Origin of the sequence: Streptomyces sp. RG80 (genome assembly GCF_040446465.1) — a bacterium.
Lineage (GTDB): Bacteria > Actinomycetota > Actinomycetes > Streptomycetales > Streptomycetaceae > Streptomyces.
In genome coordinates this window covers 400167-419648 of record NZ_JBEAAJ010000001.1, presented here as the reverse complement: position 1 = coordinate 419648, position 19482 = coordinate 400167, and the positions used below count along the sequence as shown (strand labels likewise).

Here is a 19482-nt window from a genome sequence, read left to right as displayed (position 1 = left end):
TACTCTCATTTCATGGACACTTCCACTTCGGGTACTCCTGCTCCGGACCCCCACCGCTGGTGGGCACTCGGCGCCCTCGTAGCGAGCATGCTGACCCTCGGCTTCGACACCACGATCCTCAACGTGGCGCTGCCGACCATGGCCGCCGAACTCGGCGCCACCACCGGCCAGCAGCAGTGGATGGCGGACGCCTACGTCGTCGTCTTCGCCGCGCTGATGCTCCCCGCCGGTCTCCTCGGCGACCGCTTCGGACGGCGTCTGATGCTGATCACCGGGCTCGTGGTCTTCCTCGCCGGCTCCCTGCTCGGCGCGCTCGCCGGGGACGTGACCGCGGTGATCGCCGCCCGTGCCGTGATGGGCGTCGGCGCCGCCCTGGTCACCCCGCTCGCGCTCTCCGTCCTGCCGACGCTGTTCACCCGCGACGAGCAGCCCAAGGCCACCGCCATCGTCTCCGCCGCCTCGGCGCTCGGCCTGCCGCTCGGCCCGATCATCGGCGGCTGGCTGCTGAACCACTTCTGGTGGGGCTCGGTCTTCCTGATCAACGTCCCGATGGCCGCGCTCTCCATCCTGGCCTGCGTGTTCCTGCTCCCCGAGACCCGCGACCCCGCCTCCCCCAAGGTCGACACGATCGCCACCGCGCTCACCGCCACCGGCCTCGGCGCCCTGATCTACGCGATCATCGAGGCGCCCGTCCGCGGCTGGGGCGACCCCCTGGTCCTCGCCATGCTCACCGCGTCCCTCGCCCTGATCGCCGCCCTGGTGCTGCGCGAACGCCGCGCCGAGCGCCCCATGCTCGACATGACCCTGCTCGCCCACCGCGGCTTCCTCTTCAACACCGTCGCCGCGACCCTGGTGATGTTCGTCCTGTCCGGCCTGCTGTTCATGCTGCCCCCCTACCTCCAGGCCGTCCTCGGCAACGACGCCCTCGGCACCGGCGTACGGCTGCTGCCGATGATGGGCGGCATCCTCATCGCCTCCCGGACCGCCCCGCAGGCCGCCGTACGCTTCGGCGGCCGCGCCACGGTCAGCGCGGGCCTGGTCGTCCTCGCCTTCGCCGCGTTCCTCGGCAGCCGTACGACCGTCGACTCCGGCTACGGCTACACCGCGCTGTGGCTCTCGATCACCGGCCTCGGCTTCGGCTTCTCCCTCATGCCGGCCATGGGCAACGCCCTGGGCACCCTGCCCCGCGACCGGGCCGGCAGCGGCTCCGGGCTCCTGATGACCCTGCGTCAGGTCGGCGGCGCGATCGGCATCGCCCTGCTCGGCAGCCTGCTCTCCGGCACCTTCCGCGACCGGCTCGACGTCACCGGCCTGCCGGCCAAGGCAGCCGACACCGCGGGCGAGTCCGTGGTCGCCGCACACCTCGTCGCCGAGCGGACCGGCTCGGCGGAGCTGCTGGCCTCCGCCGACAGCGCCTACGTCCACGGCATGGCCGTCGTCATGCTGGTGTGCGGGGTCGCGGCCCTCGTCGCCGCGCTGCTGGCGGCCGCGTTCCTGCCGGGCGCACCCCGTCCGGACGAGACCTCCACGCCGCCGGACATGGCTGAGGCGCGAGCCGATGTCGGACAATGAAGCCCATGACGGCCGCACACTCACCCCTCTCCCCCGCCGACCGCCCCCAGCTGGGCCTGCGCGAGCGCAAGAAGATCAAGACCCGCGAGGCGATCCGCACCGCGACCTACGCGCTGATCAAGGAACAGGGGTACGACGCCACGACCGTCGAGCAGATCGCCGAGCGTGCCGAGGTGTCGCCGTCGACCGTCTTCCGCTACTTCCCGACCAAGGAGGACATCGTCCTCACCGACGAGTTCGACCCCCTGATGGTCGAGGAACTACGCGCACGGCCCGCCGACGAGTCGTGGATGGACTCGCTGCGGCACGTGATGCGCCTGGCCGTCGACGGGAACATGCGCGAGAACCCCGAGGCTGTCCGGCTGCGGGCACACCTCGGGGTCCAGGTCCCCGCCGTCCGCGCCCGGATGGTCGAGAGCATGACGGAGACCACGCGCATGCTCCGCGAGGCGCTCGCCGCCCGCTCCGGCCTCGACCCGGACGGCGTCCAGGTCCGCGTCTACTCGATGGCCCTCATCGGCGGCCTGATGGAGGCCTCCCTGTACTGGGCGGAGCACGACTTCGAGGGCGATCTGCGCGACCTCGTGGACCAGGCCCTGACCGTCCTGGAACACGGCCTCCCCACGAAAAACAACTGAGGCACACCCCCGGGCCCATGACATCCTGACCGGGTGAACGGACCGGAGATCCACGTCGAATTCGCCCCCAGGCCGGCCCTCTTCGTCCCGCACGAACGCCGCCACGGCACCACCACGGTCACCACCGACGGCGTCTCGACCCTCGGCCATGTCGTCGAGTCCCTCGGCGTCCCGCTGACCGAGGTCGGCACGCTCGTCGTCGACGGCCGCGAGGTCCCGAGGTCGTACGTCCCCGTCCTGGGCGACTGCGTCGAGGTACGGGAGGTCGAGCGCCCCCAGCGGGTCCCGGGGGCACCGCTGCGCTTCCTCCTCGACGTCCACCTCGGCACCCTCGCCCGCCGGCTGCGGCTGCTCGGCGTGGACACGGCGTACGAGTCGACGGACATCGGCGACCCGGCCCTGGCCACCCTTTCCGCCACCGAGCGGCGGGTCATGCTCAGCCGCGACCGGGGCCTGCTGCGGCGCCGCGAACTGTGGGCCGGCGCCTACGTCTACAGCACCCGCCCCGAGGAACAGCTCCGTGACGTCCTCGACCGCTTCCGCCCCGACCTGAGGCCCTGGACCCGCTGCACCGCCTGCAACGGCCTGCTCCACGAGGCAACCAAGGAGGAGGTCGCCGACCAGCTGGCGGGCGGCACGCACCGGTCGTACGACGTCTTCGCGCAGTGCACGGACTGCGGGCGCGCGTACTGGAAGGGCGCGCACCACGAACAGCTGGAGGCCATCGTGGAACGCGCCCTGGCGGAGTTCTCGAGGAGCTGAGCGGGCCGGGTCCCCCAAAGGGGCGCGGGGAACTGCGCGACCAGCAACGACGGCGCCGCGGACGAACGACTACGCGTCCACCGCCCTTCCAGCGGAGCGCTCAGCGGCGGCGTCCGGCCGTGCTCAGCTCAGCGCCGCCCGCAGCCGGTCCTCGTCGGTCGTCGGCGCGTCGCAGGTGAAGTTGCGGCAGACGTAGGCGGTCGGGGCGCCACCGACGAGCGGCCGGTCGGCGAGCAGCGGCAGCTCGTCGCTCCCCTGGGCGCCCACGGCCACCACGGCCCCCGGGGCGGTGCCCAGAAGTGCCGTACGATGCAGGGCCTTTGTCCCCGGGTCGTCCAGCGCGGGCCCGACGATCGCAACCTCCCGGGGCCCGTCGAGGAGCGCCTCCGCGACCGCGAGCCCCCATCCGATGAACCGGGGCACCCGAGGGCCGAGCGCCTTCACGACCCCCAACGCCCGCTCGGCGGCGGTGCGATGGGGCTCGGCCCCGGTCTGGGCGGCGTAGCTCAGCAGCGCACCGGCGGCGGCGGTCCACCCCGAGGGGGCCGCGTTGTCGGTGGGGTCCTGGGGCCGGCGGATCAACTGCTCGGCGTCGGAGGCGGTGTCGAACAGCGCACCGGACTCCTCGTCGACGAACCGCGCGAGGACGTGGTCGAGCAGGAACCCGGCGAACTCCAGCCAGACGCCCTCCCCGGTGACGGAGGCGAGCGCGAGGAACCCCTCGGCGACATCGGCGTAGTCCTCCAACACCCCCGCGTTGGGGCCGACATGCCCGTCCTTGCTGGTACGGGAGAGCCGCGCCTGCTCGTCGAGATGCACCCGCACGAGCAGATCGGCGGCCCCGAGCGCGGCCTCGACCAGGTCGGGCCGGTCGAAGTAGGCGCCGGTCTCGGCGAGCGCGGCGACGGCGAGGCCGTTCCAGGCGGCGACGACCTTGTCGTCCCGGCCGGGGGCGGGCCGCTGGGCCCGGGCGTCGAGCAGCCGGCTCTTGACGGACTCGACCTTCTCGGCGTCGAACACGCCCTCGTGCTGGGGCAGTTGGAGCACCGAGGCGCCCTCCTCGAAGGTGCCCTCCTCGGTCACCCCGAAGTAGTGGGCGGCGAGTTCGGCGTCCTCGCCGAGGACCTCACCGAGCTGTCCGGGTGTCCAGACGTAGTACGCGCCCTCGACGTGCTTCCCCGTGCCGTCGTCGCTGTCGGCGTCCAGCGCCGAGGCGAACCCGCCTTCCGCGGTGCGCAGTTCCCGCACCATGAAGTCGGCGGTCTCCAGCGCGACCCGGCGGGCGAGCTCGGAGCCGGTGGTGCGCCACAGGTGGGCGTAGACACGGCACAGCAGGGCGTTGTCGTAGAGCATCTTCTCGAAGTGCGGCACGACCCAGTCGCGGTCGACGGAGTAGCGCGCGAACCCGCCGCCGAGCTGGTCGTAGATCCCGCCGCGCGCCATCCGCTCACAGGTGTCGCTCGCCATCTGAAGAGCCCCTTCGGACCCGGTGCGCGCGTGGTGGCGGAGCAGGAACTCCACGACCATGGACGGCGGGAACTTCGGCGCCCCGCCGAACCCGCCGCGCTGCGCGTCGTATTCGCGGGTGAGCCCGAGGAGCGCGGCGGCCGGCTGCTCCTCCCCCGGCGCCTGGGTGTCGCCGTAGGAGATCTCCCGCCCGGCGAGATCCCGCACGATCTTCCCGGCCACCTCGGCGACTTCGTCCCGCCGATCGGTCCACGCACTGCGCACCCCCTCCAGCACCTGCCGGAAGGACGGCATCCCGTGCCGGGGCGCGGGCGGGAAGTACGTGCCGAAGTAGAAGGGTTCGGCGTCCGCCGTGAGGAACACGGTCATCGGCCAGCCGCCCTGGCCGGTGGCGGCCTGTACGGCCTCCATGTAGACGGCGTCGACGTCGGGGCGTTCTTCTCGGTCGACCTTGATGTTGACGAAGTGGGCGTTCATGTAATCGGCGACTGCTTCGTCCTGGAAACTTTCGCGCGCTAGCACATGACACCAGTGGCAGCTGGAGTACCCGACGCTCAGGTGCACGGGCAGGCCTCGCTCCCGCGCCTCCGCGAACGCCGCTTCCGACCAGGGCCACCAGTCGACGGGATTGTCGGCGTGCTGGAGGAGGTAGGGGGACGTCTCATGGGCCAGTCGGTTCGGCATGTCCCCATCCTGCCTGAGAGCACCGCTGGACCGGGGGACGGACCGGCCTCAACGCCAGGAGGGCCGCACGCGCGAGTGGTCCCAGGCCTGCCGGCCCTTCACGCCCGGTTGTACGACACAGCCGGTGAGCGCGGCCGCGAGGATCTTCCGCTTCTCCTCGAGCCCCACCTCACCGGCATGCCAGCGGTCCCGCATGGCCGCGGACGGCTGTGCGGGACCGGCCGCTTCGGAGAACAGGAGTCGCTCAAGAGCTTCGTCGGCCAACGGTCCGCTGATGCTGCATCGCCTGCAGTCGCGACAGGAGTAGACGTAGGGGCTCTTCCTGCTCCTTCCCTTCTGGGCGCACAACGCGCCGTGACACACCGTGCCGTCGTCGCGCTTCGCCCCACACCGGAGGATTCCACTGCCGAGCTGACGGGGAGCGGCCTTCCCCGCGGTGCGCCTTGGAGCCCCGGTTCCTCTGTGCATGTACAGGTTGCCTGCGGAGAACGTCGCGCACACCGCATGCCACTGGTCCGGTGCCACGATGGGTTCCCACTGCCCCAGCACTGGCTGCCGGGTCTCCGGCACGAGCAGCAGTTCACCCCTATTGGCTCGGTAACCGCACACCCTGGGAGCGGTCATGATCTGGGTGACGGTCTGGGGGTTGGGCCTGCCACCCCGGGTTCCGGTCACCTTGAGGTCACACCATTCGCGTGCGATGGCCCGGACCGATTTCCCGCTCACCCGGTCGGCAATGGCCTTCTGCACCAAGGGCGCTTCCACGGGGTGCAGGGTGATCCGGTTCTCCAGCCATCCGAAGGGGCGGGGTCCGCTGTGCGGCACACCTTCGACGGCCCGCGCCCAGTGCCAGTTCATCAGCCTCTGGCTTCTGACCCGTGTCTCCATCACCGCCACATCCAGCGATCGCACGGCCTGTAGAAGTCCTTCCTGCGAGTACGGGTCCCGGACGCCGTGTGGGTCGACGTAGATCCGGTCCGGGTGGCTGGTCAGTGCGGTGAAGAAGCGCGTGAGATCGTCCGCGCGGCGATACAGCCGGTCGTCCGCGACGCAGACGACCCCGTCCAGCACCTGGCCGTCGACGGTGTCACCACGTCCCAAGTCCTCCACCAGAAGGTCGAATCCGGGTCTCGCCGCTCCCCGCTTGGAAGCACTGCAGCCGTTGTCGGTGTATGTCGCTACGACTCGGCACCCGTACTCGCGCGCGGTCCGCTCATTGATCCGCAACTGGTGGCGTACCCCGTGGCCGTCCTTCTGCCGAAAGTCCTCGGACGTGCGCGCATAAGACGCCACCGGAATCAATCCGGCTGGTTCGTTCGCCAGACCTTGGCTCACAGCTCCCCCATTCGACAGTTCGCCCGACAGTCATAGAAACGATCGAGTGATCTATAGGTCACCGGACCGCATCCGTTGATCGCCGCCCCCTCGCGTTCGCGCGCCTCCCGAAGGACACTCATAAGCAAAGGAGTTGTCACCGGAGGGGGACGGGACATGCGGGACAGCCATCGGGTGGACGCCGAGCGGCTGTTGGCCCGGGCCGTGGAGGAGGAGGTGCGGCGCTCCGGCGGGCGTACCGACGGCCCGGTGCTGATGGCGCGGGGGCGTGGCGCGTTGGACGCCATGGCACAGACCGCCGCGGAGGAGTACGAGGCTTATACGCGCGCGTTGGACGAGGCCGCGGCCGGACAACTCACGTTCGGGCAGCGGTACGCGAAGGAGGGCGGCGGGACTCCGCTGATGGTGGCGGGGGTGGCGGCGCTCGCGGCCGTCGTCACCGACCTGGTGCTCGGCACCGGCACGGGCACGGCGCTGGGCGCCGGCGCGGCCGTCGGCGTGGTGGGTGCCGCGGCGACCGTGGTGAAGGTCGCCGGTTCGCATCTGCCGGCCGCGCATCATCAGGCGGGCGCGGCGAGCCAGCCCGGCGGGCCCGAACAGCTGCGGCTGGCCTGGCTGACCGCGCTGGAGGTGCGCGGCATCCGGCCGTTCCTCGACCAGCAGCGGGTGCGGAGCGCCTCGACGGGGCCGAAGAAGACGGGGCCACGGCTCAAGGGCGCCGACAAGAGCGCGGCGGCGCGCGGCCGGAACCTGCTCCAGCAGTCGTTCGGTCAACTCCCGGAGCCGGTCGCCGCGTTCGCGGGCCGACGGCAGGAGCTGGGGCGGATCCGGCAGTGGGTGCAGGCGGCCCGGGCCAGTACGGAGACCCGCCCGACCGTCGTCGTACTGCACGGCTCGTCCGGCAGCGGCCGCACGGCCCTCGCGCTGCACGCGGCCCATGACCTCAAGGACTACTTCCGCGGCGCGTGCGTCGTGGACCTGCGCGGCGACAGCCCGGAGGAACCGCCGCTGTCCACCCGGGACGCCCTGCTGCATCTGCTCAACCGGCTCGGCGCCCCCCGTGAGCAACTGCTGTTCCGTGAGCGTTCCTCACCGGACCAGCAGGTCAAGCGGCTGGGCGAGCTGTACCACCAGCATCTGACCGGACTGCCGGTGACGATCGTCCTGGACGACGCCTGCGACCCCGAGCAGATACGTACGCTCGTCCCCGAGCGCTCCGACAGCCTGGTCCTCGTCACCGCCCGCACCGCTCTCGACCTGCCCGCCGACCTGCCCGCCTGGGTGCACCAACTGCCGGTCGACGCACTGGACGCGGCCGGCGCCGAGGAGCTGCTGGGAGCGGCGGCCCAGGACTCCTCGGGTCCCTACGACGCCGAATCGACCGAGCGGATCAGGGAGTTGTGCGGCGGTCTGCCGCTGGCGTTGCAGGTGGCGGGCTCGTCCCTCGGCCCCCGCTCACCGCGCGCGCTGGCCTCGGACCTGGGCGCGTACGGCCCGGTGGAGCCGGTCGAGCGGGTGCTGTGGCTGCGCTACACCGACCAGTCCGACTCGGCCCGCCGACTGCTGCGGCGCCTCGCGCTCGCCGGACGGGCGTCCCTGGGCGCGGCCGCGGCCGCGGCGCTCCTCGCCACCGATCAGGCGGAGGCGACCCGCCAGCTGGTCGCGCTGTCCCGGGCCGGGCTGCTCGACCACGTCCGCGGTGACCGCTACCGCCTGCACGACCTGGTCCGTGCCTTCGCCCAGGCCCGCCTCCTGGACGAGGAGGAACCGGCCGAGCGCACCTCGGCGCAGGAACGTCTCATCGTGAACTACGCCGAGCTCGCCGACTCGGTGCTGCGCCTGGTCGACGGCAACATGTCGACCCGCTCGGACCGCTTCAGCCCACACGGCTTCACGTCCCTGGACGAGGCGCTGCGCTGGCTGGACGACGAGTCCAGCTTCATCACCTCCACGCTGCGGCACGCGGAGGGCGTGAACCAGGCGGCGGTCCTGAACCTGCTCGGCGCCCTGTGCGACTACTGCCTGCTGCGCGGCGACCTCTACCGCCTGGGCGAGATCAGCGAGCTGGCGCAGGCGGTGGACCAGGGGCTGCTGGTGCGGTCGGTCCAGTGGCGCACCGGTATCGCGGCCCGTCAGCTGGGCGAGCTGGACAAGGCGCGGACCACCCTGACCTCGGTGGTCGACCTCTACATGGAGGCCCATCACGACGCGGGCGCCGCACGGGCCCTCTGCTCCCTCGGCATCACCCTGCACCACCAGGGCAACCTGACGGAGGCGGCCACCAAGCTCCACGAGGCCCTGGACCTCCAGGCGGCCCCCGAACTGGCCACCGACCGCGCCTGGACCATGCACGCCCTGGCCGCGGTGGAGCGCGACCGGGCCCGGCTCACGGAGGCCATGGACCTCCTCACCCGGTCCCTGGTCCTGCACCGCGCCGGCGAGTCCGTGCACGGCGAGGCGTGGGCCCACTTCCAGCTCGGCCAGCTGGGTCTGCGCATGGGCGACGTCCCGCGCGCGGAGACCGAGCTGCGCAGCGCCCTGGACCTCTACGGCCGTACCCGCGACGCCCGCGGCGAGGCCTGGGCACTGACCCAGCTGGCCCGCGCCCGCCTGGTCGCCGGCGACCCCTCCCCCGCGGTGGACGGCCTGCGCCAGGCGGCCTCCCGGCACCGCGACAACGAGGACGCGCGCGGCGAGGCCTGGTCGGTGTACTACCTGGGCCAGGCGCTGGAGGAGACGGGCAACCTGGACCTGGCCGTACGGGAGCTGGAGCGCTCGCGCACGATGTTCTCCCGGATGCGCGACGTCTACGGCCTGGCCTGCGCCCGCCATCACTCGGCGCGGGTCACCCGGGACCAGCGGGCCTCCCAGACCGGCTCGCTGCGCAACTCCGGCTTCGCCCGCCAGCTCCTGGTGGACGCCCGCGCCGACTTCCAGCGCATCGGCGTCGCCCACGGCGAGGCGTGGACATGCCTGGAGCTCGCGGTGGTGGACGCGGGCAACACCCGCACACCGCAGGCGCTGACGTTGTGCGACGAGGCGATCGGCCTGTTCACCTCGTACGGCGACCGCCGCGGCGAGGACTGGGCCCGCTTCCTGCGCTGCACCCTGCTGCCGTACGCCGCCCCGGGCGGTGTGGAGATCGGTACGGCGGTGGCGCAGGAGGAGCTGAAACAGCTGTCGCGGGCCGGGCATCCGTCCCGGGACGAGAAGCTCGACGACTACGTCGAGGCGTATCTGCTGCTCCTGGAACGCGGCGTGAACCTGGAGGCGGGCTGGCAGGCCTGGCGGCTGGGCATGGTGCCGAACCGGCATGCCCGGGAAGTGATGGGGGTGGCGGTGCCGGCGGCGCGGGGATGAAAGGCGCGTTCCGCTGGCCGAGGGCGCTGCCGCCTGGAACCCTGGGGGTGCGAGTCAGGGGTCAACTGCCGTGATCTTACGGCGGGTTGGGGGCTGCCATGGAAGATGCGCTGCGTTCGCCGAGGCCGCTGCCCTGGCTGCCGGAGCCGTTCGTGGGACGGGACGGGGATGTCGTACAGCTCGCCGATCAACTGCTGGCCCTGGACGCCCCACAGGTGATAGTGCTGCACGGTCCGGCCGGCGTGGGCAAGTCGGCGCTGGCCGCAGCGGTGGCGCGGCGGGTGGGCGAGCGGGACCTGCCGGTGCACTGGATCACGATGACCGGGGCGTGCCGGGTGGAGGATGCCGAGCGGGTGCTGCTGCGGCTGCTGGCGGAACGGCGGGCGCCACGGCGGGCGATCGTCGAGGCGTACGTCAGGGGTAACCGCAAGCCGTTCAACCGTGAGCTGCGCCGGCAGTGCGCGGAGTACACGGCGGGCTCGGTGGTCGTGCTTGATGACGCGGCGGCGAAGGTCGGTCGCCGGGTGCTGGACCGGTTCGACCTCAGCCGGACCCGGGTGCTCGTCACCTCGCGGCAGCGGGCGGCCTGGGAGGGGAGCGGTGCGCGGCTGCATGCGGTGCGGCCGTTGGGTGCGAGGAAGGCCGCGCGGCTTGCCGAGGCCGTCGCAGGGTCCGGCGGCGGGACCCGACCGGACAGCGATCTTCCGGCCCTCCTGTCGGCGGTCCGTGGTTCACCGCCTCTCGTACGGGTCGTGGGTGCCGTCGCGGCCCGAATACCCGGCGCGCGGGTCACGGGCGTCCACGGCGCCGGGGGTCTGCTCGCCCGCGTCCTCGAACATGTCGGTACGGCGGACATCCTGCGGCGGCTGTCCGTGCGGGAGACTCCCGCACCGTTCACGCTGCGTACCTTGCAGGCGCTGTCCGGGGCGAACTCCGACCTCCTGCGCAACACGCTGGAACTGCTCGCGGGGTACGAGATCGTCACCCGGGTCGGCGAGGACCGTTTCACACTCGCCGCACCGGTCGCCGAGGCGGTACGGACCGGGATGCCGGGGCACGAACTGCGCACCCTGGCCGAGGAGGTCAGCCGCGCGCTGTACGTCGCCGCGTCCGCCGACCTGTGGGACACGGCGATACGGCTCGACGGACGCCCGCTGCCGGGCCCCCACCCTCGCGTCCTCTCGCCGCTCTCTCCCCTCGAACTCATCCCGTATGCCGACGACTTCATAGATCTGCTGTCGCGCCATCCCCGCCCCGGCGACGAGTGGCGACAGTCGATCGACGCGCTGGGCCTCCTGCTGGCCGTCAGGGGCGACACCCACCGCCTCGTAGCCCTCCACCGGGACTTCCCCGTGGCGGCATGCCATGCGCTGAGCGTCGCCCTGCGACAACTGGGCCTGCCAAAGCCGTCGTTGCGTCTGCTCCGGGACGAACCCAACGACGCCCGCCTCACCTACGCCTACGCCGACGTCGCATATCTCTCGGGGCAGTTGGACATCGCGCTGATGGCACTCGCCGACGAACCGCCCGCCCAGGCCGCCGACAACGCGTGGCACGCCGTCGTCCGCGGTGCCGCCCTCTGCGACCAGGGCCGTCCGGTCGAGGCGAAGGCAGAGCTGCTGCGGGCCGGGGAGACGCACCGGCAGGCGGGCTGCACGCGCGGGCGGGGCTGGGCACTGCTGCACCAGGCGCGCGCTTCGCTGCTGATGGGTGAGGCGAACGGGGCCCAGCACCTGCTGAGCCAGGCGGAGGCGGCGTTCCGTTCGGTGGGAGACGCCCGCGGCCGGAACTGGGTGGCGACGGAACAGATCAGGGTGGGCCTGCTGGACCGGCCGTCCGCCGAGGACGAACTCGACACCGCACAGCGCGCCCTCACCGCGCACGAGGCGATGGAGGACGTCCGCGGAATGGGCTGGACCTGTCAGTACCTGGCCCTGATCCACGCACGTCACGGACGTACGAGAGACGCCATCGTGGCGCTGCGCGCAGCCGCCCACCACTTCGGCGACTGCGCGGACACCTTGGGGGCCGTCTGGGCCAGGCACCGGTTGGCGGTCCTGGGCCCGCCCGCCTATGCGAACGCCGAACTGATCGCGGCCGAGCGGCAGTTCAAGGCGTCGGACTGTCCGCTCGGCCAGGCCTGGTCACTGCTGGAGCTGGCGCTGCGCGTCAAGCCGCGAACGGCCATCGCCGACTTCCTGACCCGCGCCGAACACCACTTCGACGAACTGGACGACGAATCCGGCCTCCTGTGGACGCAGATCGTCGGCGGCGTCCGCTCAGGCGTAGGGCTGGGCCTGTCGATGTTCCCCGGCGATCTCCCCGCCGACCTCGGCGGCCGCGCACGGCGCCTGGAGGATCTCGCGCACTTCCGCTCCGCCTTGACCAGCGGCCACCTGAGGGATCCGCTGAGCGGCGACTGGCAGGCCATCCCCTTCCGCGCCCGCGACCTGGTCGCCGTCTCCGCCCGCCGCAGAGACCGCCGGACCCGCTCCGCCGCCCCCACCCCCCACTGCCAGGTCCGTCTCACCCTCCTCGATGACCCCCGCGCCGTCGACTCGACCGCCCGCATCCTCCTCCGCGTCGTCCCGGCCACCGGCCACCCCTGGCTCCACCCCGACGGCGGCCCGCCCTGGCTGACCGCCGTGGCGATCCCCCTCACCCCCGCCTCCCTCGAACCTCCCACCGCCCTCCTCCGCCCCTCCGAACTCCCCGTCCATGGAGCCGAGTTCGACTTCACCGCGCACCGACCCGGCGTCCACGTCGTCCGCTTCACGATCGCCCTGGAACGCACCGGCACCGTCCTGCAACAGGTGGAGACAGAACTGGAAATCCTCGACACGGACGGGACGGGCGCGCATGCCGCCCCGCAGACGTATGCCGCCAGGCAGATCGTCGCCGGGCAGCGAGGGCGGTAGCGCGGATGGCCACAGAACTCCGGGTCCGTGTCGTCCAGGACCCCAGCCGCGGCTTCAGCACCCTCCCCGGCGAGCTGACCCTCGCCCCCGACATCACCGTCGCCCTCGACATCCTGGCCGGCGACCGCGTCAGGGCCCGGCTGTACGGCCCCGAGGTGCCCTCCCTGTACGGCACCGAGCACCGCGTCGACCTTCCCGCCCGCCCCGCCGAAGTACGCGCTGCCGCCGCCCGGTTGTGCCGCCTGTGGAAGGAACTCCTCGTCGATTACCAGCCGTTGCAGACCGACGGCCGCCCGGCACCCGGCGCACCGTCACGGCCGTACGCCTCCCTGGTCGACCTGCGCGACCGTCCGCCCGAAGAGCTGCACGGCATCCTCGACGAACTCGCCCTGGCTGGATCGGAGTTGCTTTTCGGCACGCTGCTCGGCGGAGTCGATCCGCGAGTGGAGCGGTTCCGTACGTGCCTGGCGGAGGCGTTGGCCTCCGCCGAGGGGCTACGGGTCCGTTTCGACTCCGAGCTGCACATCCCGTGGCCGATGGTGTGTCTGCGCCCCGCGGACATCGACGGGCAGGGCGGCCCTGACCCGACCTCGCTCTTCTCCCTGTTCCTGGGCCACCGGCACCAGATCGAGCAGACCGGCGGCGCCTACCCCTGGCTGGCCGGCCAGGTCACAGCCCCCGCGGTGCCCGCCGTCAGCCTCAACCACGACACGGGCATCGATCGCAAGGGCCTCACCCGGGCCGCGGAGGTCGCTTCCCTGCTTGCCGAGGACACCTGCTTCGTGGAGCGCACGACGCGCCGGGAGCTGGTGCACGCCCTGGCCGACCGCACTCTGTGCGAGCAGTTGATGTACTTCTGGTGCCACGGCCACTTCGTCCCCAACGGCTCCCAACCCGCCGTCCTCGCCCTGAAGTTGACTGACCAGACCACCTTCGACGGCGAGACGGTACGAGAGCGGCGGCGAGCCTTCGGCGACGGAAGTCCGTTCCAGCCCTTCGTCGTTCTCAACGCCTGTCACGCCGGAGTGCCGGAGGGCGGCGGCGATCTGGCGTTCCTCGGTGCGGCGCTGATCCACTCGGGTGCACGGGGCGTACTGGGCCCGCAGATCGAGATGCCGCAGATCTTCGCGGCCGAGTACGCGCTGCAGTTCCTGACCCGCTATCTGCGCGGCGACGGCAGCGCAGGAGCGATCGCCCACAGCGTCGCCCGCCGCTTCGCCGACGAACTGCACAATCCGCTCGGCTTCGCCTACGCCCTCCACCACGGCATGGACACCCGGCTGGCGCGCTCCACCGCGCCGGCCGCCGACAGTGACCGGGAGATCGCCGTATGACCGCGTCCAGGGAGATCACCGTATGAGCGCGACCGACGTGCACGCCGTCGACCTCGCCCCCGATGGCTGGCTCCTGGAACGCACCTCCGCCGGCCCCCGCCCCGTCCCCGCGAACCGTCTCGACGAGCACTTCGCCGAGGAACTGGCCCCACCCGCCTGGGCCACCGACCTGCTCGTCTACGTCCACGGCTGGCAGACCAAGCCGGATTCGGCATGCGCGGCGGTACGGCGACTGCTGGAGCTGACGGCCACGCGGTACGCCCCCGATCGCTACCCGAATCTCAAGCCCTGGCGCCCCTGGACCGTCGTCGTGCGCTGGCCCTCCCGCTCGCTGCCCTCACTCGGTGGGTACCGACGCATCCGCGACCGCGCGCACGCCATGAGTACGGCCGGACACGCGGCCCGAGTGATCGGCCGACTCCTCGGCTATCTCGACACCCGTCGCGCCGACCCGGGCGCGGCTTCGGTGCTGGCCAACCGCGACGGGCAGTATCTGCACCTGCTCGGCCACTCCTTCGGCTGCCGCCTCCTGTGCGAGGCCGTCCAATGGGCCGCCGACGGGCCGGACACGCTGGGCTGGAGCACTCCCGAGCCACCTGGACGCCCGTTCACCGTGGACTCGATGCTGCTGCTGCAGATGGCGGCGCCGCGCGACGCCTTCGCCGCGATGTTCACCACGCTCGGCGAAGCACCGCTGCGCGGCCCGGTGGTCGCGACGTACTCACAGCACGACCGAGCGACCGGCTTCTGGCACCTGCGTGCCGAGAAACGGGCGGGCATCGGCTACGCGGGCATCGGTACGGCGCCCGCTCCGGTGTCGGCGATCCGGATGCTGCCCGTCGAGGAGCCCTATCCGCTCGCCGTCCTCGACCACCGGTTCGTCAGCGTGGACGCCAGTGACGTCTTCGTCCGCGGTCACGGTCCCGCGGGCGCCCACTCCGACCATGTCCGGCCGGAGTCGGCGCACCTGCTGCTGTCACTGGCCGACCACTCCCGGTGAGCGGCGGCTAGCCCTTCTGTGGCTCAGCCCGGTCTGCGGCCTTGGCGCCGGACGCACCGGCCTCCGCCTCCGGGGACTCCTTGAAGTCGACCTTGCCCATGTGCTTGTTCATCGACTTCATCAGGACCCACACGGCCAGGGCCATCGCCGCGAAGACGACGAAACCGAGGACGCCGGGGGTGACCTTGTCCTCGTCGACCTCCTTGGCGAAGGTCGCGAAGTGGGTCATTGCCAGGCTCACGCTTGCGCTCATGTCAGGCATTGTCCCGGATGCCCGCGAAGAGGTCGTCCTCGGGGAGGGAGGTATCGACGAGGGACTTCGCGAGCTCGTACTCCTCCGTCGGCCAGACCTCCCGCTGGATCTCCATCGGGACCTTGAACCAGCCGCCGTCGGGGTCGATCTGCGTGGCGTGCGCGATCAGCGCCTTGTCGCGGATCTCGTAGAAGTCGTCACACGGGATGTGCGTGGTCAGGGTGCGCTCGACCCGCTCGATCTCGCTCCAGCGCTTGAGCCACTCCCCGTACGGCGACTCCAGACCGCGGTCCAGCATCGCCTGGTGCAGCGCCTCGGTGCGCTGCCGGTTGAAGCCCTGGTTGTAGTAGAGCTTGCTCGGCTGGTACGCCGTGCCGAACTCGCCCTCCGGGTACTTCTCGGTGTCCGCCGCGCCCTCGAACGCCACCATCGAGATCTTGTGGGTCATGATGTGGTCGGGGTGCGGGTAGCCGCCGTTCTCGTCGTAGGTCGTGATCACCTGCGGACGGAACGCGCGGATCTTTCTGACCAGCTCACCGGCGGCCTTGTCGACGTCTTCCAGGGCGAAGCAGCCCTCGGGGAGCGGGGGCAGCGGGTCGCCCTCGGGCAGACCGGAGTCGACGAAGCCGAGCCACTCCTGCTTGACGCCGAGGATCTCGCGGGCCTCGTCCATCTCCTTCTTGCGTACCTCGTGGATGTGCTCCTCGATGTACTTGTCGCCCTGGAGCTTCGGATTGAGGATGGAGCCGCGCTCCCCGCCCGTGCAGGTCACGACCAGCACGTCCACCCCCTCGGACACGTACTTCGCCATGGTGGCCGCGCCCTTGCTCGACTCGTCGTCGGGGTGCGCGTGTACGGCCATCAGTCGCAGCTGGTCAGTCAAGACACAATCCTCAGTAGTCGGCGCCCCTGATGTGAACCGGGGCGATCGGCGCTTCTATAGTGACCGAATCGGGGGGCGAATAATTCCGGTGTCCGGAGGACGATCATGAGTACGGCGAGCACGCGACTGCCCGAGGGCCGTTACGGCCGTTCCTCGGACGAGCGCGCCGACCACAAGCTCAAGATCGCCGGTGCTGTTCTGGGGGCGCTGCTCCTGGCGCTGATGGGGTATTTCGCCTATCACTACGTCGGCCAGAACAAGATCAGCGCCGAGGTGATCTCCTTCGACGCCGGGCCGAGCGGCGTGCAGGTGCATCTGGAGGTCCGCAAGGACTCCGGCGCGAGCGGCTACTGCACCGTACGTTCGCAGGCGGAGAGCGGTGCCGAGGTCGGCCGGGCCGACTTCCGCTTCGACGGTGACGCCACCCGTATCGACAAGGTCGTCACCCTGCGTACGACGTCACCGGGCACGACGGCGGAGCTGCTCGGCTGTCACGCCGACTGACTCCGGCCGACTCCGACTGACATAGTCCGCATTACGTACTCGCTGACCTGCGTTGACGTGATTCTGATGGCTTATGTCCTCCCCCTTGGGCCGCTGAATTGTTAGGCTCGTGGTTTCGCCCTTCCGTGAAGGAACATTCTTCTGGGTAGGGCGATGCTTTGTATTCCCAGTACCTACGAGGAGCACCTGTGACCCAGACCAGCGAAGACGTCACCTGGCTTACGCAGGAGGCGTACACCAAGCTCAAGGAAGAGCTGGCGTACCTGTCTGGTCCCGCGCGCGAGGAAGTCACCGCGAAGATCGCGGCCGCGCGCGAGGAGGGCGACCTGCGCGAGAACGGCGGGTACCACGCGGCCAAGGAAGAGCAGGGCAAGCAGGAGCTCCGCATCCGACAGCTGACCCAGCTCCTGGAGAAGGCCAAGGTCGGCGAGGCTCCGGCGTCCGCCGACGGCACGGTGGCACCCGGCATGCTCGTGACGATCGCCTTCGACGGCGACGAGGACGACACGACCACCTTCCTGCTGGCCTCCCGCGAGTACGCCAGCACCGAGATCGAGACCTACTCGCCGCAGTCCCCGCTGGGCTCCGGCGTGATCGGCCAGAAGGTCGGCGAGGACGCGGAGTACGAGCTGCCGAACGGCAGGAAGGCCTCCGTGAAGATCCTCAAGGCCGAGCCCTACAGCGGCTGATCCTTTTCCCGGCCACCCCGCATTGCCTCGACAGGCCCCCGGCGTCCCACCGACCCCGGGGGCTTCGTCGTGCCGCCTCAGGCTGTCGCGGAGCGGTACTTCCGCACCGCCAGCGTCCTGAACAGGACGATGATCAGAATCGAGTAGATCAGCGACGCCCACACCGGGTGCTGCATGGGCCAGGCGTCGGAGGTGGACACCCCGGGGTTGCCGAAGAGCTCCCGGGACGCCTGGACCGTGGCACTGAAGGGGTTCCAGTCGGCGACATGCCGCAGCCAGGGGGTCATCTGCCCGGAGTCCACGAACGCGTTCGACACGAACGTGACCGGGAAGAGCCAGATCAGCCCGCCCGAGGTGGCCGCCTCCGGCGTCCGCACGGAGAGGCCGATGAGGGCACCGACCCAGGTGAAGGCGTACCCGAGCAGGAGCAGCAGACCGAAGGCGCCGAGCACCTCACCTATGTTGGTGTGGGTGCGCCAGCCGACCAGCAGGGCGACCATGGCCAGCACGAACAGGGTGAGCGCCGTCTGCACCAGGTCGGCCAGGGTCCGCCCGGTGAGCACCGCGCCGCGCGCCATGGGCAGCGAGCGGAAGCGGTCGATGAGCCCCTTGTGCATGTCGTCGGCGATCCCGGCGCCCGCGCCCGCGGTGGCGAAGGTGACGGTCTGGGCGAAGATGCCGGCCATCAGGAACTCGCGGTAGACCGAGGAGTCCGTGGTGCCGCCGATGTTCATGGAGCCGCCGAACACATAGCTGAACAGCACCACGAACATGATCGGCTGGATGAGCCCGAAGATGACCATCTCCGGGATCCGGGACATGCGGATCAGGTTCCGTTTGGCGACGACCAGTGAGTCCCGGATCGACTGGCTGACCGGGTTGGTGGCGGGTGTGACGCGTACGGCGTCGGTGATGGCGCTCACTTGCCGGTCTCCTTCTTCTGGCGGCGGTCCTTGGCGTCCTCGGCCGCGCTCGCCGTACCGTTCGCGCCGTTCCCCTCCGCCTCGGCGTGATGGCCGGTGAGGGAGAGGAAGACGTCGTCGAGGGTGGGGCGGCGCAGGCCGATGTCGTCTATCTCGATGCCGCGCACGTCGAGTTCGCGGATGACCTCGGCGAGGAGCTTGGCGCCGCCGGTGACGGGCACGGTGAGCATGCGGGTGTGCTCCTCGACGGTGGTGTCGCCCTTGCCGAAGCCGGCCAGGACCTCCCGGGCGGTCGGGATGTGCTCGCGGTCGTGCACCACGACCTCGACGCGCTCGCCGCCGGTGCGGGCCTTGAGCTGGTCGGAGGTGCCGCGGGCGATGACACGGCCGTGGTCGACGACCGCGATGTCGTGCGCGAGGTGGTCGGCCTCCTCCAGGTACTGCGTGGTGAGGAGCAGGGTCGTACCGCCGGAGACGAGCTGTTTGATGACCTCCCACAGCTGCTGGCGGTTGCGGGGGTCGAGGCCGGTCGTCGGTTCGTCCATGAACATCACGGGCGGGGAGACGACCAGGGCGGCCGCGAGGTCGAGGCGGCGGCGCATGCCTCCGGAGTAGGTCTTCGCGGGACGGTCGGCCGCGTCCGCGAGGTTGAACTGGTCGAGCAGCTCACCGGCCCGGACCTTCGCGTCCTTGGCCTTCATCTGGTAGAGCTGGCCGACCATCTGGAGGTTCTCACGGCCGGTCAGATACTCGTCGACCGCGGCGAACTGGCCGGACAGGCCGATCGAGCGCCGCACCTCGTTGGGATGCTTGAGCACGTCGAGGCCCGCGACGACCGCCTTGCCGCGGTCGGGCCTCAGCAGGGTCGTCAGGCAGCGGACCGTCGTGGTCTTGCCCGCGCCGTTGGGTCCGAGCAGGCCCAGGACGGTGCCCTCGGGGACATCGAGGTCGACGCCGTCCAGAGCCTTTACGTCGCCGAAGGTCTTGACCAGACCTTCGGCATAGATGGCGCCTGGCATATGAGTCTCCACGTCTTCGGGGATTCTTTGGAAAGTCTAGGTTTGGGTGATTTCTCGCGCTCGGGCTCTCCGTCGACACACCATAACGCGATATATCGCGTCTCTCAACGGGCTTACTCGAACGAGTGAAGGAGAAGCTCC

At 70.9% G+C, this 19482-nt stretch carries 15 protein-coding genes; 9 read left to right on the top strand and 6 right to left on the bottom strand.

The genetic code is table 11. The features are described from left to right. Positions 1 to 12 precede the first annotated feature (12 nt). The 3 genes from ABKA17_RS01990 to ABKA17_RS01980 are packed head-to-tail and all read left to right on the top strand — an operon-like array spanning position 13 to position 2972. A complete protein-coding gene (locus ABKA17_RS01990; RefSeq protein ID WP_353690037.1) occupies positions 13 to 1572 on the top strand; it encodes a DHA2 family efflux MFS transporter permease subunit in 1560 nt (519 codons plus the stop codon). A gap of 5 nt (positions 1573 to 1577) precedes the next feature. Continuing rightward, complete coding sequence (locus ABKA17_RS01985; RefSeq protein WP_502994095.1) at positions 1578 to 2210, top strand: TetR/AcrR family transcriptional regulator; 633 nt, start codon at positions 1578 to 1580, stop codon at positions 2208 to 2210. A gap of 33 nt (positions 2211 to 2243) precedes the next feature. Continuing rightward, complete coding sequence (locus tag ABKA17_RS01980; RefSeq protein WP_353690035.1) at positions 2244 to 2972, top strand: Mut7-C RNAse domain-containing protein; 729 nt, start codon at positions 2244 to 2246, stop codon at positions 2970 to 2972. Positions 2973 to 3095: 123 nt separating this feature from the next. Here ABKA17_RS01980 and ABKA17_RS01975 read toward each other — a convergent pair whose 3' ends face one another. Continuing rightward, on the bottom strand, positions 3096 to 5123 hold the full coding sequence (locus ABKA17_RS01975) for a thioredoxin domain-containing protein (protein WP_353690034.1): 2028 nt from the start codon (positions 5121 to 5123) through the stop codon (positions 3096 to 3098). Positions 5124 to 5171: 48 nt separating this feature from the next. Then, positions 5172 to 6416: a recombinase family protein gene (locus ABKA17_RS01970; RefSeq protein ID WP_353690033.1), complete on the bottom strand. Its 1245-nt coding sequence runs from the start codon at positions 6414 to 6416 to the stop codon at positions 5172 to 5174. 198 nt (positions 6417 to 6614) lie between these two features. Between ABKA17_RS01970 and ABKA17_RS01965 the strand changes: the two genes are divergently transcribed. From ABKA17_RS01965 to ABKA17_RS01950, 4 genes are all read left to right on the top strand, one after another. Next, positions 6615 to 9818 carry a tetratricopeptide repeat protein gene (locus tag ABKA17_RS01965; RefSeq protein WP_353690032.1) on the top strand — a complete coding sequence of 1068 codons (3204 nt, stop codon included), beginning with the start codon at positions 6615 to 6617 and terminating at the stop codon, positions 9816 to 9818. A gap of 98 nt (positions 9819 to 9916) precedes the next feature. Then, complete coding sequence (locus tag ABKA17_RS01960) at positions 9917 to 12736, top strand: AAA family ATPase (RefSeq protein WP_353690031.1); 2820 nt, start codon at positions 9917 to 9919, stop codon at positions 12734 to 12736. 5 nt (positions 12737 to 12741) lie between these two features. Beyond that, positions 12742 to 14070 carry a CHAT domain-containing protein gene (locus tag ABKA17_RS01955; protein ID WP_353690030.1) on the top strand — a complete coding sequence of 443 codons (1329 nt, stop codon included), beginning with the start codon at positions 12742 to 12744 and terminating at the stop codon, positions 14068 to 14070. A 22-nt stretch (positions 14071 to 14092) separates the two neighbouring features. After that, complete coding sequence (locus tag ABKA17_RS01950; RefSeq protein ID WP_353690029.1) at positions 14093 to 15070, top strand: hypothetical protein; 978 nt, start codon at positions 14093 to 14095, stop codon at positions 15068 to 15070. Between the two features lie 7 nt (positions 15071 to 15077). Here ABKA17_RS01950 and ABKA17_RS01945 read toward each other — a convergent pair whose 3' ends face one another. Both ABKA17_RS01945 and mca read right to left on the bottom strand, forming a co-directional pair. After that, entirely contained in the window at positions 15078 to 15332 is a 255-nt protein-coding gene (locus tag ABKA17_RS01945; RefSeq protein ID WP_353690028.1) for a hypothetical protein, read from the bottom strand. After that, positions 15325 to 16206 (bottom strand): mycothiol conjugate amidase Mca, encoded by an 882-nt coding sequence (gene mca, locus ABKA17_RS01940; RefSeq protein ID WP_353690027.1) that lies wholly within the window; start codon positions 16204 to 16206, stop codon positions 15325 to 15327. The genes ABKA17_RS01945 and mca overlap by 8 nt, the downstream gene beginning before the upstream one ends. A 105-nt stretch (positions 16207 to 16311) precedes the next feature. Between mca and ABKA17_RS01935 the strand changes: the two genes are divergently transcribed. After that, complete coding sequence (locus ABKA17_RS01935; RefSeq protein WP_353690026.1) at positions 16312 to 16710, top strand: DUF4307 domain-containing protein; 399 nt, start codon at positions 16312 to 16314, stop codon at positions 16708 to 16710. A 188-nt stretch (positions 16711 to 16898) separates the two neighbouring features. Continuing rightward, positions 16899 to 17399: a transcription elongation factor GreA gene (gene greA / locus ABKA17_RS01930; protein ID WP_353690025.1), complete on the top strand. Its 501-nt coding sequence runs from the start codon at positions 16899 to 16901 to the stop codon at positions 17397 to 17399. A gap of 77 nt (positions 17400 to 17476) precedes the next feature. Here the strand turns inward: greA and ABKA17_RS01925 are convergent, their stop codons facing one another. Both ABKA17_RS01925 and ABKA17_RS01920 read right to left on the bottom strand, forming a co-directional pair. Further along, complete coding sequence (locus ABKA17_RS01925) at positions 17477 to 18322, bottom strand: ABC transporter permease (RefSeq protein WP_353690024.1); 846 nt, start codon at positions 18320 to 18322, stop codon at positions 17477 to 17479. Then, entirely contained in the window at positions 18319 to 19341 is a 1023-nt protein-coding gene (locus tag ABKA17_RS01920; protein ID WP_353690023.1) for an ATP-binding cassette domain-containing protein, read from the bottom strand. The genes ABKA17_RS01925 and ABKA17_RS01920 overlap by 4 nt, the downstream gene beginning before the upstream one ends. Between the last annotated feature and the right edge of the window lie 141 nt (positions 19342 to 19482).

Coding starts and splice junctions, on each gene's coding strand:
- ABKA17_RS01975 (WP_353690034.1), bottom strand. CDS start 5,123: ATGCCGAACCGACTGGCCCATGAGACGTCCCCCTACCTCCTCCAGCAC.
- ABKA17_RS01985 (WP_502994095.1), top strand. CDS start 1,578: ATGACGGCCGCACACTCACCCCTCTCCCCCGCCGACCGCCCCCAGCTG.
- ABKA17_RS01945 (WP_353690028.1), bottom strand. CDS start 15,332: ATGCCTGACATGAGCGCAAGCGTGAGCCTGGCAATGACCCACTTCGCG.
- ABKA17_RS01955 (WP_353690030.1), top strand. CDS start 12,742: ATGGCCACAGAACTCCGGGTCCGTGTCGTCCAGGACCCCAGCCGCGGC.
- ABKA17_RS01960 (WP_353690031.1), top strand. CDS start 9,917: ATGGAAGATGCGCTGCGTTCGCCGAGGCCGCTGCCCTGGCTGCCGGAG.
- ABKA17_RS01965 (WP_353690032.1), top strand. CDS start 6,615: ATGCGGGACAGCCATCGGGTGGACGCCGAGCGGCTGTTGGCCCGGGCC.
- ABKA17_RS01950 (WP_353690029.1), top strand. CDS start 14,093: ATGAGCGCGACCGACGTGCACGCCGTCGACCTCGCCCCCGATGGCTGG.
- ABKA17_RS01920 (WP_353690023.1), bottom strand. CDS start 19,341: ATGCCAGGCGCCATCTATGCCGAAGGTCTGGTCAAGACCTTCGGCGAC.
- ABKA17_RS01990 (WP_353690037.1), top strand. CDS start 13: ATGGACACTTCCACTTCGGGTACTCCTGCTCCGGACCCCCACCGCTGG.
- ABKA17_RS01935 (WP_353690026.1), top strand. CDS start 16,312: ATGAGTACGGCGAGCACGCGACTGCCCGAGGGCCGTTACGGCCGTTCC.